The following is a 14271-nucleotide window of genomic DNA, read 5'->3' on the forward strand; positions in this document are numbered from 1 at the left end:
GGTCAAAAGTCGGTTATCTTGGATTCGTCCGGCGCCGAATAAATATCGATCACGCGACAGTCGGCGCACATTTTCAGGCGTTCCAGCGCGGCCCCCTGGAACATGCTGTGGCCGCTCAATTTGCCCAGCATGGCCTCGATCGCCTTGAGCGTGCCGAACGGTTTGTTGCAACGCACGCAGGCATAGGGCTGCATCTCGTTAAGCAGCACCGGCTGCTTGCGCTCAGGGCGCAGATTCAGGCGCGGCAGCAGCGCCAGCGCTTTCTCCGGACAGGTCTGGACGCACAGGCCGCACTGGACACAGTTCTTCTCGATGAATCTGAGCTGCGGCGACTGGGCATTGTCCTGCAAGGCCGCCACCGGACAGGCGCTGACGCAGCTTAAACACAGGGTGCAAGCCTCCTTGTCGAGGGTCAGGCCACCCAAGGGGGAGCCAGCGGCGGGCAGCGCTATCAGTTCCGGTTTCAGCGGCGAGTGCGCGATCAAATGGTCCAGTGCCAGTTCCAGCGTGGCGCGTTTATCGGACTGCACCGCAAAGCTGGCGCTGTGGCTGACGCACTGGGCCGGGGCGGCCCGCAAATCGGCGTCCAGCGCTGCCAGATCGCGCGCATCCCTGGCGTGCAGCAGACGGAAATGCTCACCCTGATAGCCCAGCCCGCTCAGAATCGCCTGCGCCAGCGCCATCTGGCTGCGCAGCGCCTCATGGTATTGCGGCGCCTCCTCATCGGTCAGCAACAGCCAGACCTGCGAGGCACCATAGGCAATGGCGGTCAGCCAGACTTCCAGCCCCAGCGACGAGGTGTGCCAAAGGGCCACTGGCAAGACCCGGGCCGGCACGCCTTGCGTGCCCTGGTAAGTTCCGCCATGGGTGGCGCCGTCGAGTTGCGCCGCACGGCCCAGATCACCCAATAGCCGCTCACCGCCCATCTGGCTGTGCAACAGCAAGGCCGCGTTCTTGCCGCCGCCGCGCGCATAAGTGCCTAGCAAGGTCTTGAGCTTGACGCCCTGCTGGCTGGCCCGTGGATAGGCATAGCTCAAGGCGCCGCTGGGGCAAACCGTGGTGCAGGTACCGCAACCGATGCACAGACTCGGATTGACCTTGATTTGCTGACGCTGACTGTCGCTGGCTATGGCCGAGGCCGAGCAGATGTCGATGCAGGCATGGCAACCAGTTTTCTGGTTGCGGCTGTGGGCACAGAGGTTCTGCTTGTAGGCAAAAAACCTGGGTTTTTCAAATTCGCCGACCAGCGTGCGCAACTGCAGCAACGGCTTCGCGTCGCGGCCGTCCCAGCGCAAATAGCCTTGCGGCAAAGCGTGCTGGGTAAAAGCCGGCGTGGCGCGCAGATCAAGAACCAGGTCGAATTTTTCGCTCAAGGCTTGCGGCGCACGCTGGAAATCAATCGCACCGGCCACCTGGCAGGCGCTGACGCAGGCGCGGTGCGCCTTGCAGGCACCCAGGTCGATTTGATAATCGAGCCCGATGGCATCCTCAGGGCAAGCCGCCAGGCAGGCATTGCAGCGCGTGCACAGGTCCAGATCGATCGGGTTGTTGCGCAGCCACTTGAGCTCGAAGGCGCCCAGCCAGCCGCTAAGCGCTTGGATCTGGCCACCCAGCACCGGGTAGCGATGCTCCTGCATGGCGCCCAGGTCGCCCGCGCCCTGCGTGAACAAAGTGATGGACAGCTCATCGCCCAGCAGTTCGGCCGCGCGCTCGGCCGCACCCAACTCGCCAATGATGAGCAGCCGTCCGGCACTCTGGTAAGTCACGGTGGCGACCGGCTCCGGTTCCGGCAGCTGGGCGGCTGCCAGCAGGGCCGCGATTTTGGGGCTGGCGCTGGCCGCATCCTTGCTCCAGCCAGCGGTCTCCCGGATATTGACGAAACGCAGGGGGGCGTAGCCGGAGGCAGCGCGCTGGGCGCCGCAGGCTTGCTGCGCCAGCTCGACAAACAGCCGCTTCTCCTGGGTGCAGGCAAGCACCAGGTCGTCGCCTGTTTGCAGGGCCTGGACAAACGCCGGCGCCTCGCGACGGCACAATGAGGAATGAAGGGTCAGCTTTTCATTCAATGCCGCACCCAGGCTCCTGGGGTCCAGCGGCATGGTTCGGTTGCAATCGCAAATCAGTGTGGTCATGTTGGGTGCCGCTCTGGCGGCAAGTTCTCTGTCGAGTCATCCGTGCCGGCTTGCGCCGGCGGCGTCGACTGTGCCACGAAATCAAGGTTGGCGCGCTTGGCGTCACCCGATGCCCCGGCGCTGGCCACGCCTTTGTCGGCACCCTCTTCCTCGTCCCCGAACAAGTGCAGAAACTTGGCGCTGACCATTTGCCGCAACATCGACTCCGGCAGAGGATCGGCTTGCGAATAATCGTCAACATAGACGTCCATCCGGTCCATCTGGTTGTAGTGCGGATCGGCAAACAACTTCTTCATGGCCGCATTGCGCACTTCCGGGGTGACATCACGCGCCACGAAGGGGGCAAAATCGGACTCCGGCGTCAGCACCTGGGCATCTGCCAGCGTCAGCGGTGGTGGTGGCTGGGGTGGGCTAACGTCCTGGCGCAAGTCGGGATCCACAGTCGCTTCAGGCGCCGGCCCGGTCGCCGGCTGCTGGATGACCGGCTGGCTCTGAGGTTCTTGCAACGTCTGGCCGGCGCGGGCGGCCTGCTTGCGTTGCGACCAGCGGCCCAGAAAACCCTCAGCCATGGGCGCCTCCGGTACCCGATGCACCGCCACCTGGCTTCGGCCCGGTGCTGATGGAAGCGGGGTTGCCAAAGCGATCGGCCAAGGGTTTAAAGCTCTCGGGCCGCTTGCGCCGCCTCGGCTCGCTGACCTGATGCTGATCGACAAAAGCCCTTAACCACGCGACCACCTCCGCCGGGGCCGCAACCTGCTCCACGGTTTCCTGCGCGTCCAGCCAGCGGCCGGCGTCAACGTAGCTCAGACTCACCACTTCGGGTTTGGCCAGCGGTTCCTCGGCCAGGCTGGCGGTTTCCTCGATGCGCCACAAAACAAACCAGCAGGGCGCCGGTGTGCTGACGTTCAGGTAGTAGCCTTCGACATCGTCCTTGAACAGCTCCACCACGTAACCCGGATGCAGCCAGCGTTCTTCGTTATCGTTTTTGTAGAGCAGGCGCGCCGCGCTGCCAAAGCCTTCCTCGTGCGGCACCACGTCCGCCAACACCCAGCGCCAGCTCTGCCAGCGGCTCATGGGGCCTTCAATGCGCTCACGGCGCATGACGACGGCAACTTTCAATTCAGGGCGTGGTGTGTTCATGGCAACCCGCAATGTAACCTGACCGGCTCGCGCTGTCGCCCAAGCCGCCGGGTTCAGGTATTTCCGTTCACGGCCATGCGCCGGATTTCAATTCATCTATCTACCGCATGAAACCGGACCGTATTGCGCCCCTCTTCCTTGGCTTGGTACATCGCCGCATCGGCCCACTTGAGAATGTCGTGCTGGCTGGCTTCATGGTCGATGAAAACGACCACACCGATACTCGCCGTGCAGTGATGCTCAACGCTGCGGCCTTCCCTCCCGTCCTGCTGGGTGTGCAGTAGGTAGGGCTCGGCCAAAGCGACACGGATCTTTTCCGCCACCATCTCCGCTTGCCAGGTCGACTCGATCCGGTCTACCTTCAAATCGCTCAAAAGCACCACAAACTCATCGCCACCCAGGCGGCCCACGGTGTCAATTTCGCGCACACAATTTTTCAGCCGGGCCGCCACTTCGATCAACAGCAGATCGCCAACGTCATGCCCCATTGCATCGTTGAGCGGCTTGAAATTGTCCAGATCAAGAAACATCAGGGCGGCGTGACGGCCGGTGCGCTTGGCCGCAGCCATGGTTTGACTCAATCGATCGGTCAGCAGGCGCCGGTTGGGGAGCTTGGTCAGTGCGTCCTGGAACGCCAGTTGACGCACCTGGTCTTCCAGCTGTTTACGCGCCGTAATGTCCACGCCAACGACCGCAATCTGGATGCCATCCTCCAGGGAAATCGGCATCACGCTGACCATCACATTGATCTGCCCTCCATTGGGGGTGTTGTGAGTTGCCTCGAAACTGGTCGGTCGGCCCGCACAAACCAGATTCAAGGCATCAATCAACTTGCCGCGGTCTGGCGCATTGCTCCACCACGGCGTGTCGGGGAAATACTTGCCGATGAGTTCCTCGCGTGGGCTGTCGGTCAAAAGCAAGGCGGTGTTGTTGACCTTGATCAGCCGGCCCTGTTGATCAAGAATGCCAGCCAAAAAAATTGATTGATCGAAAAGGCCATGGAATACCGCTTCCGCCCGCTTGTGCTCGGTGCTGTCAGTGACGAAGCCGTGCCACAACACACTGCCGTCCTCCTCCTTCTGCGGTATCGCGTTGCCAAGCAGCCAGTGCACCGTACCATCAGCAAACTTGACCCGGAATTCATGGTGCCAGGGACTCAGGTCGCGCGCCGACGACTGGATGGAAGCAACAACACTGTCATGATCGTCCGGGTGGAAAGTGGCGAATACTTTGCTTGCATCCTCGCGAACCTCCTCCGGGTTGACCCGGAAATTTTCAGTCATGGCCTCACTGGCATAGGGAAAGCACGAACTGCCATCGGGGCGCATACGGAATTGATAAACCACTCCCGGCAATCGGCTGGCGATTTTCTGCAAACGACTGAGTGCCTCTTTGAGCTTGTTCTCCAGGCGTTTGCGTTCGCTGATATCGGTTTTCACCGCCACATAGTGCGTCACAGTGCCCGCCTGGTTCTTGACCGGGGCGATCTGCGAGTCTTCCCAGTAGATCTCATGGTTCTTGCGCTGGTTGACAAGCTCGCCCTTCCAGGCCTGACCGCTGGTGAGTTTGTCCCACAGTTCCCGGTATATTTCTTTCGCCGTTTGCCCTGATTGGAGAATGCGCGGGTTCTGTCCCAAGGCCTCGGCGGCGCTGTAGCCGGTGACTTCCGTGAAGCGGGGGTTGACGTACTGGATACGGGCTTGTAAATCGGTGATTACCACGGAGGCCGGGCTTTGCTCGACCGCGATGGAAAGCTTGCGCAGTTCTTCCTCGGCTCCTTTGTGCTCGGTGATATCCTGGTAGATTCCCAGCAATCCGATGACTTCGTTGTCCTTGTTCCGAAGCGGCACCTTGGACTTGCGGCACCAAATCATCCGGCCATCCGGCGTCATCTGCTGTTCATCATAGGAAAGTTTGGCCTGGCCTACCGTCATGACAGTCCGGTCATCGGCACGAAAAGACTCGGCCTGTGCCGCCCATGGCATCTGGAAGTCGTCCTTGCCAACCAGTTCCCTGGGATGCCCGACTCCGGCATCCTTGACGAAGCCCATATTGCAGCCAAGATAGCGTGAGTTTCTGTCCTTCCAATAAACCCGCGTCGGTGCGCTATCGATAACGGTCCGCAGCAAATTTCGCGATTCGGCGATGGCTGTCTGCACCTGCTTGCGCGCCACTTGACGGCGGTGAAAGCAATACCCGGCAAGAAGCAGCAATGGCACAAGAAATAGAAGGCTGTACGTCAGCAAGTCTGGTTCGCTCATGTACCGCTCTCAACTGTTTCTTGATCAGTCCACTCGATAACATTATGTAACCAACGGACGGCAAGCGAAACGGATAAGGCGGCATTTGTATTGACAGCCACTGATTCAAGTCAAGCATCGATGACGATGTAGGCCAGGAGCTTGCGTTCTGGAGGGCTACTTGTGACAGACCGCTTATAACTGGATCAAGGAGAGTTCCGAAATTCACGACACCGTTCCAGCCAAGCCCGCCTGATGCAGCTTGCTTTCGCAAGTCAAGAACTGAGGTCCAGGTCTGTGGTGGCCGAGGGTGCCGCAGTGGGTGGTTTGCGCAGGTCGCATACCAACCCCGCTTGAAAGATCAGGCTGGTGGGGCGCTCAGCGTAGCGGCATAAAGGCGGAGGCCGAAGGCCGGGGGACAGCCGCGAAGCTGAGTGCCCCACCAGCCTGATCCACCCGGTACGCAGAGCGGATTTGGCATGTCATTATTTCGGGAAAATTCATAATCGCCTGAGCTGACTTGCGTGCTTGCCTAGCCAGCCGTCGGGGCGGAGACTGCGCCGGGGCGTATGGCAACGGCACAGTACTTGAACTCGGGAATTTTGCCGAACGGATCGAGCGCTGCATTGGTCAGCAAATTGGCAGCCGCCTCGCAGTAGGCAAACGGGATGAACACCGCGCCACGCGGCGTACCGTCGTCCTGGCGTGCCTGGAGAGTCAGTTGGCCGCGACGCGATTGCACCGTGATCAGCGCACCCGCTTGCAACCCAAGGGATTGCAGATCATCAGCGCACAATGAGGCGGTGGCGATCGGCTCCAGGGCGTCCAGCACCTTGGTGCGGCGCGTCATGCTGCCGGTATGCCAATGTTCCAGTTGCCGCCCGGTGATGAGGACGAAGGGGTACTGCGCATCGGGCCGCTCGCTGGCGGGAATGATGTCGACCGGCACCAAATGCAGACGGCCATCGTCGGTCGGGAAACGGTCGATGAATACCGTGGGCTGGCCGGGATCGTCCGCGCTCAGGCAGGGATAGGTCACGCTCGCTTCACGTTGCAGCCGCTCCCAGCTGATGCCGCCAATGGCGCTGTGCATGGCCTGGCGCATTTCTTCATAGACGGCGGCAACGCCATGGTGCGCGCCTTCGTAACTCCAATCCAGGCCCATGCGCTGTGCGATCTGCTGAATGATCCACAAATCGGACCTGGCCTGACCCGGCGGGTCGATCGCCTGCCGGCCCAGTTGCAGCATGCGGTCGGTGTTGCTGACGCTGCCGGTCTTTTCGGGCCAGGCGCTGGCCGGCAGCACCACGTCGGCCAGCCAGGCGGTTTCGGTCATGAAGATGTCCTGCACCACCAAGCACTGCAAGCTGGCGAGGGCGTGGCGCGCCTGGTTCAGATCGGGGTCGCTCATGGCCGGGTTCTCGCCCATGACGTAGAGGCCTCGCACCTTGTGCGGATCAGCCTCGGCCGCCAGCGCCTGGTGCATGATCTCGACCACCGTATAGCCGGCTTGGTGGTCCAGTGGGGTACCCCAGAAATTCTCGAACCAGGCATGCGCCGCCGGGTCGCTCACAGGCTGGTAGTTGGGAAACATCATGGGGATCAGCCCGGCGTCGCTGGCGCCCTGCACATTGTTCTGGCCGCGCAGCGGGTGCAGGCCCGAGCCGGGTTTGCCAATCTGGCCCGTCACTGCGGCCAACGCAATCAGGCAGCGGACGTTGTCGGTCCCGTGCACGTGCTGGCTGACACCCATGCCCCACAGAATCATGGCGCTGCTGGCTTTGGCAAACGCCCGCGCCACTTCGCGCAGCGTGTCTGCCGCAATGCCGCAGATCGGTGCCATGACCTCGGGGCTGTAGCCCTTGACGTTATCGCGCAAGGCCTCGAAATTGCGGGTTCGCCGATCGATGAAATCCTGGTCGACCAAGCCCTCTTCGATCACGGTATGAATCAGCGCATTGAGCATCGCCACGTCGGTGTCGGCGTTGAATTGCAGCGTGCGCCAGGCGTGCCTGCCGAGGTCGGTCAGCCGGGGGTCGGCGAGCACGATCTTGGCGCCTTTTTCGGCTGCGTTCTTGATCCAGGTCGCCGCCACCGGATGATTCGACGCGGGGTTGGAGCCGATCACAAAAATCAAGCCCGAATGGGCCACGTCGTTGACCTGGTTGCTCACTGCCGCCGAACCCACGCCTTCGAGCAGCGCCGCCACGCTGGAGGCATGGCACAGCCGCGTGCAATGATCCACATTGTTGGAGCCAAAACCGATGCGCACCAGTTTCTGGAACAGATAAGCTTCCTCATTGCTGCCCTTGGCCGAGCCGAAGCCGGCCAGCGACTTGGGTCCATGCGTGTCGCGCAGGTTCTTGAATGTGCCCGCCGCCAGAGCCAGCGCCTCGTCCCAGGTGGCTTCCCGGAACACCGCCGACCAGGCTGCTGTATCCCGGTTGAGTTGCTGCAAGGCGGCCGCATCCTTGGCCACACCGGGGCGGCGAATCAAGGGCACGCTCAGGCGCTGCGGGCTGTGCGCGTAGTCAAAACCAAAGCGGCCCTTGACGCACAGGCGGCCGTGGTTGGCCGGGCCGTCACGTCCTTCGACACTGACGATTCTGTTGTCCCGGACCTGGTAGCTCAGCAGGCAGCCGACACCGCAGAACGGACACACCGAGTCCACCACCCGGTCCACCCGCTGCGAACCGATCTGGGTCTTGGGCATCAGGGCGCCGGTCGGGCAGGCTTGCACGCACTCGCCGCAGGCCACGCAGGTGCTATCGGCCAGGGCGTCATCGAGATCGAACACAATTTTGCTGTGCGCGCCGCGCCCGGCAACGCCAATCACATCGTTGACTTGCGCGTCGCGGCAGGCGCGCAGGCAGCGCGTGCACTGAATGCAGGCGTCGAGGTTGACCGCTATCGCAGGATGGCTGAGATCGGACTGGGGTTGTTCCCGGCGCAAGGCCTTGAGTTCGGGGCGCAGCGTCACGTTCCAGCGCGCCGCCCAGTGGCTCAACTCGCCATATTGACCGACCGCCGCGGCTGGACCGCAGTCCATGCCGCGACCTCCGTCATTCCATTTGTAGCCCTCATCCGGCAGGTCCGACAGCAACAATTCAAGCACCATTTGCTGCCCCTTGAGGGCACGTTCGCTGCCGCTCTGCACTTCCATGCCGGCCGCGACGCCGCGGCAGCAACTGGGAGCCAGGCTGCGTTCGCCCTTGATCTCCACCACGCAGGCGCGGCAGTTGCCGGCGCCACGCAAGTCGTCCTTGCAGCAAAGGTGCGGCAGTTCCACCCCATGACGTTGCGCTGCCTGGAGGATGGTCTCACCGTCCTGCGCTTGCAGCGTCGCATCATTGAGCTTGAAGCTGATCGTGCCCATGTCAAGCGCCAACCTCGTGGGCAAAATACTTCTGCACGCAGCGCACCGGATTGGGCGCGGCCTGGCCCAGACCGCAGATCGAAGCATCCGCCATCACCGCGCACAAGTCGCTCAGCGTGGCCTGATCCCACACTGGCGCCTGCATCAGCCGGGCGGCCTTGGCGGTGCCGACCCGGCAAGGCGTGCACTGGCCGCAACTCTCGGCGGCAAAGAAGCGCATGGCGCTCAGTGCCGCGTCACGCGCCCGGTCCTGCTGGCTCAGCACCACGACGGCCGCTGAGCCAATGAAGCAGCCATACGGTTGCAGCGTGTCGAAGTCCAGCGGAAGCTGATTCAGACTGGCCGGCAAGATGCCCCCGGAAGCGCCCCCCGGCAGGTAGGCGTACAAGCGGTGCCCATCGGGCATGCCGCCGCAATACTCGTCAATCAACTCCTGCACCGTGATACCGGCCGGCGCCAGCTTGACGCCTGGCAGCCGGACCCGACCACTGACGCTGAAACTGCGCAAGCCCTTGCGACCATGGCGGCCGAAGCCGCTGAACCAGTCCGCCCCCTTCTCCACAATGTCACGCACCCAGTACAGGGTCTCGAAATTGTGTTCCAGCGTGGGGCGGCCAAACAGGCCCCGTTGCGCGATGTAGGGCGGGCGCAAGCGCGGCTCGCCGCGCTTGCCCTCGATGCTTTCGATCATGGCCGACTCTTCGCCGCAGATGTAGGCTCCGGCACCGCGGCGCAGTTCGATGTGCGGCAAGGGACACGGCGGATCGGACTGCAAGGCCTCGATTTCGCGCGTCAGCATCTTGCGTGCATCGTGGTACTCGTCGCGCAGATAGATGTAGCAGGCCTCGGTGCCGGCGATCTGGGCGGCGATCAGCATACCTTCCAGAAAGCGATGCGGGTCGCGCTCCAGGTAACTGCGGTCCTTGAAAGTGCCCGGCTCGCCTTCGTCGATATTGATGGCCATGAGACGCGGAGCACTCTGCTCGCGCACGATACGCCACTTGCGTCCGGCCGGGAAACCGGCGCCGCCCAAGCCGCGCAGGCCCGAGTCTTCCAGCGCCCGCAGGACGTCTTCCGCTGCTTCCTCGCCATTCACCACGGCCGCCGCCAAGGCGTAGCCGCCGCGCCGGCGGTAATTCTGCAACGTCACAAAGTCAGTGGCGATTGGCGCTGTTTTGGCAGGCCCCGAGGCATCCTTGATCTCGGCCTGAACCGCCTTCAGCAGCAACGGGACATCGGCCTGCGCCAGCGCCTTCTGCCCGACCAGCGCAGCGGGTGCCTGCTCGCAACGACCCAGACAGGGGGCCCTGACCACACGCACCGACGCGCCCGCCAGAGCGGGCAGGCGCGACAGCAAATCGGCGGACCCCGCCATCGTGCAGCTCAGACCGTCACAGACCCGAACACACAAGGCGGCCGGCACCTGATCATCGCGCAGGACGTCGAAGTGGTGATAGAAAGTGGCCACCTCGTAGACCTCGACCACGGCCAACTTCATGTCGCTGGCCAAAGCCACCAGATGGCGTTCGAACAGACCTCGGTAGTGATCGTTGAGCTGGTGCAGGTATTCGAGCAACAGATCTCGACGGTGTCCACCCGGTGGCGGCATCCCGATCAGTGCACGCACCTCCTGCAACGACGCGGCGTCGACCTGGCGGCCTTTAAGCCGGGCCGTCCGGCGCAACGGGTCGGGCGTCCGTGGAACAGGGAGAACATCGGGTGTGGGCGGGATCAAAGTGTCATCTGGCATGGCCGACAAACTAACTGAGTTGGCGCCAAATGGCAAGCCCAAATCGCAGCAGTTGGCGCAGTCGGGCTGGCAATTGCATGTGAACCTTTGCCATCAGCTCCGTGCTACCTTTTCGGCTCGCGGTTTTCATCCTGACGTTTGACAGCATCGCGACCATTTTCCATCTCGTTAGGTCTGCTGACGGCAGGCCTTGAAGCTGGGCCATGCGGCTCCGCCCCGGGCGCCGGCGCTGGTCGGTGCACCGCAACAGGGGGTCGGGGTTCGACCGGCCTGGCAGCCGGGGCGGCTGCCGGCGCTGCGACTTGCGGCGCATTGAGCCTTGGCTCGGGCACGTGCGGCACTGGCGACGGGACCGGTGGTGCGCGCTGTTGATCGTTCCCACGCGCTGGCCCCGGGCCATGCTGCTGGGCCTTCGGCTCCGCCGGAATTTGGGCTGGCGGTGGCGCTGGTTTGCTTGCCGCCACGGGTGGACGCGGCGCCAGTTGCGTTGCGCCAGGTGCCGCCGCGGGCACAGCGACTTGTGACGGCAAGGCTGGCTTGGGCGGTGTCAACCGTTGTGGCGGGACCGGCGTCGCCGGAGCCGATGGAACAACTTGCGGCGCGATGGGCCTTGGCTCGACCACGCGTTGCGCCGGCGAAGGCGCGACAGCTTGCGCACGCTGTGGGCCGCCTGCACGCTGATCCGCGTTGCCACGCCGTTCCTGCGGCGGCGTTACCGGCAGACCCGGTTTGACCGGCTGCGGAGCCATCTGGGGCACAGGCGCCACTGGTCGTGCGGCTGGCAGCAGCGCAGGCGCCGCAGGAGGTGCGGCTGATGGCGCTGCTGGCGCCGGAGCAAGCACTTTGATCACCGGTGCCAGCGCGGCGGCGGCTCCCGGTTTGAGTTCCTTGCGAGCGGCGTCATCGAGCGGTTTACCGGGATTCAAAGTCAGTTGCTGCTGTTGCGCCGCAAACCCCGGATGGGGCGCAGGCGGTGCCGTAACAGCCACCACCGGCCGTTCAAAAACACGCCCCGGCGGCCGCTCCCGCGGGCCGCCGGCACCATGCACGCTTTGCTCGGTTGGCATCACACGCGGCGCACTCACCAGCGGCGCGCCGGCGAGTTGCGTGCCGGACAGCCGAACCCTGGCACCGGCCACCGACTGTGATTGCACAAAAGTATTCCTCGGCACGGCAATCACGGCGCCGGGGACTTGCCGGTTGGCGTACACCACATTGGTCACATTGGTCGTGTTGTAGGTGTTATAGGTGTTGTTGATGACGGTGTTGTTGATCACCGTGTTGCTGCGGTTGACGTTTTCGAAATAGGTGCGACTGGCCGGGTAAGACGGTCGATAGACCTCGCGCGGCGCCAACGGAAACCAGGCGACGCCGCCGACATTGCCGCTGGAGAGTGTCAAGCGGAAATTGTCGCCACCGACAAACACCACCAACGCCGGGGCGTAATAAGCAGTACTGCGCACCGGCCCCGGCACCCAACACCAGGTACTGCCCAGATTGGCCCAGCGGCCGTAATGGGAAACGGCGAAGCCCCAGGGCGCATTGTCGACCCAGGTCCAGCCCCAGGGGTCTACCCAGGCCCAATGCCCATCGCGGTAGGGCACCCAGTCGGCGGCCACGCGGCTGGGAATCCAGACGTTGCCGTAGTTGGCATCGACCCGCCAACTGCCGTTTGCGTCGAGGTCCTGGTAACCGACCACGTCGCGCGAAACATAGCGCGCCGAGACCGAGTTGTCGAATACACGATCGCGCTCCCCGGCCCAGCGATCGAATTCATCCGGTCGCGGCGCGGCGAAAAACTCGTTGTCGCGCAAATCGCTGCCACGGAAGCGATATCCCTGCTGCGCATCGACGATGTAGCCGGCACCTTGACCCGACACCTCGGCCTGGCCCTGGCGCACGATGACGTCCGTCGCATTGCCATCGGGATCGACGGCGATGCGGTAATCACCGCTCTGGCGCAGCGTGAAGGCCAGATTCGGCGTGTCGACTTCAAGCACCTGGCCGGCTGCCAGGCGCCGCACCCGAATGTTCAGAATGCCCTGCGTCAACTGCAATTGGGTGATCCGGTCGTCCAGATTGAGAACCGAGACACTGGTGTTGGCGTTCAGGCGCAACATGCTGCCGCCATCCTGAATTTCGGCCCGCGCGCCGGCGTCCACCCAGAGCCGGTCGCCGTTGCTCAGGGGCCGGTTGACCACCGCCTGAACCCAATCGTTTTCGCCGGCGGGAGAAAAACTGACAGCGCCAGCGGTGTAGCCCAGGCGCGCGATGCGCGCCGGCGGGTCGGCGCTGGCGGCACCGCTGAAGGCAAAAACTGCGACACCGAGGACCAAGGCCAAAGCCCGTGGCACGAGAGACTGCTTCTGCATGACGATTCCTTACGAAAGAGTACGCGCTCTGAAACGGCGACCTTGCAGCTATAACGCAGCACTCTCCCGTTTCGACACCATCGATTACTTTTTGTTGCAATGACGCCCAGCAGCATGCCTCGGATCGGGCCTCTCGTATGTTCGGCAGCGCACAGCCCGGCGCGAGGCCTCAGGTACCTTTGGATATCTTGATGGACGGAAACTTGGCCGAAAAATCCTTGTTCTTGGCAGCGATCGACACCGCCACCTGGCGCGCCACCGCCTTGTAGATGCCGGCCACCTCGCTGTCCGGGTCGGATACCACGGTCGGCTTGCCACTGTCGGCCTGCAGGCGAATCTGCATGTCCAGCGGCAAGGCACCCAGGTAATCCATGCCGTATTCGGCGGCCATTTTCTTGCCGCCGTCGGCACCAAAAATATGTTCCACGTGGCCGCACTTGCTGCACACGTGGACCGCCATGTTTTCCACGATCCCCAGAATCGGCACGCCGACTTTCTCGAACATCTTGATGCCTTTCTTGGCATCCAGCAGCGCGATGTCCTGCGGTGTCGTCACCACCACGGCACCGGTCATGGGGACCCGCTGCGACAGCGTCAACTGGATATCCCCGGTACCCGGCGGCATGTCCACAACCAGATAATCCAGATCGCGCCAGTTGGTTTGGCGCAGCAACTGCTCCAGCGCCTGCGTGGCCATCGGACCGCGCCAGATCATGGCCTCGTCCTGCGCCACCAGAAAGCCGATCGACATCACCTGCACGCCGTAATTTTCCAGCGGCTCCATGGTCTGCCCGTCAATGCTCTCGGGGCGTCCGCTGATACCCATCATGGTGGGCACGCTGGGGCCATAAATATCGGCGTCCAGCAAGCCGACGCTGGCCCCCTCGGCCGCCAGCGCCAGCGCCAGATTGACGGCGGTGGTGCTCTTGCCGACGCCGCCCTTGCCGGAAGCCACCGCCACGATGTTCTTCACCTTGGGCAGCAGTTGCACACCGCGCTGCACGGCATGCGCGGTGATCTTCGTGCTGACGTTGACCGACACGTTGGCGACACCGGCCACGCCCTTGGCGGCCGCTATCAGCGCCGCTCGAAACCCCGGTATCTGGCTTTTGGCCGGATAGCCCAGCTCGACGTCGAAGGCCACGTCGCCCTGGTGAAGCGTCAAATTCCGGATGGCTTTGGAGGACACGAAGTCGCGTCCGGTATTGGGATCGATGACAGACGCCAGCGCGTCCATCAAGTTCTGTTCTGTCACGGTCACTGT

The 14271-nt window shown here is 63.2% G+C and carries 8 protein-coding genes; all 8 read right to left on the bottom strand.

Annotated elements, in window-relative coordinates:
- Positions 1-2 precede the first annotated feature (2 nt).
- The 8 genes from PHS32_RS02060 to apbC all read right to left on the bottom strand — a co-directional run bounded on the left by PHS32_RS02060 (position 3) and on the right by apbC (position 14268).
- Positions 3-2129, bottom strand: coding sequence for a 4Fe-4S binding protein (locus PHS32_RS02060; RefSeq protein WP_301077102.1), 2127 nt, complete (start codon positions 2127-2129; stop codon positions 3-5).
- Complete coding sequence (locus PHS32_RS02065) at positions 2126-2698, bottom strand: DUF3306 domain-containing protein (RefSeq protein ID WP_301077103.1); 573 nt, start codon at positions 2696-2698, stop codon at positions 2126-2128. Before PHS32_RS02065 ends, PHS32_RS02060 begins: the two co-directional genes overlap by 4 nt.
- Positions 2691-3269, bottom strand: coding sequence for a DUF3305 domain-containing protein (locus tag PHS32_RS02070; RefSeq protein WP_301077104.1), 579 nt, complete (start codon positions 3267-3269; stop codon positions 2691-2693). The genes PHS32_RS02065 and PHS32_RS02070 overlap by 8 nt, the downstream gene beginning before the upstream one ends.
- A 92-nt stretch (positions 3270-3361) precedes the next feature.
- On the bottom strand, positions 3362-5530 hold the full coding sequence (locus PHS32_RS02075; RefSeq protein WP_301077105.1) for a PAS domain S-box protein: 2169 nt from the start codon (positions 5528-5530) through the stop codon (positions 3362-3364).
- A 511-nt stretch (positions 5531-6041) separates the two neighbouring features.
- Complete coding sequence (gene fdhF / locus PHS32_RS02080) at positions 6042-8885, bottom strand: formate dehydrogenase subunit alpha (protein ID WP_301077106.1); 2844 nt, start codon at positions 8883-8885, stop codon at positions 6042-6044.
- Position 8886: 1 nt separating this feature from the next.
- A complete protein-coding gene (locus PHS32_RS02085) occupies positions 8887-10635 on the bottom strand; it encodes an NADH-ubiquinone oxidoreductase-F iron-sulfur binding region domain-containing protein (RefSeq protein ID WP_301077107.1) in 1749 nt (582 codons plus the stop codon).
- A gap of 104 nt (positions 10636-10739) precedes the next feature.
- Positions 10740-13007, bottom strand: a complete 2268-nt coding sequence (locus PHS32_RS02090) for a DUF6600 domain-containing protein (RefSeq protein WP_301077108.1) — start codon at positions 13005-13007, stop codon at positions 10740-10742.
- 169 nt (positions 13008-13176) lie between these two features.
- On the bottom strand, positions 13177-14268 hold the full coding sequence (gene apbC, locus PHS32_RS02095; protein WP_301077251.1) for an iron-sulfur cluster carrier protein ApbC: 1092 nt from the start codon (positions 14266-14268) through the stop codon (positions 13177-13179).
- Positions 14269-14271: the final 3 nt, after the last annotated feature.

The sequence above is a fragment of the Rhodoferax sp. genome, from assembly GCF_028714215.1.
In the GTDB taxonomy this organism is placed as follows: Bacteria; Pseudomonadota; Gammaproteobacteria; order Burkholderiales; family Burkholderiaceae_C; genus Rhodoferax.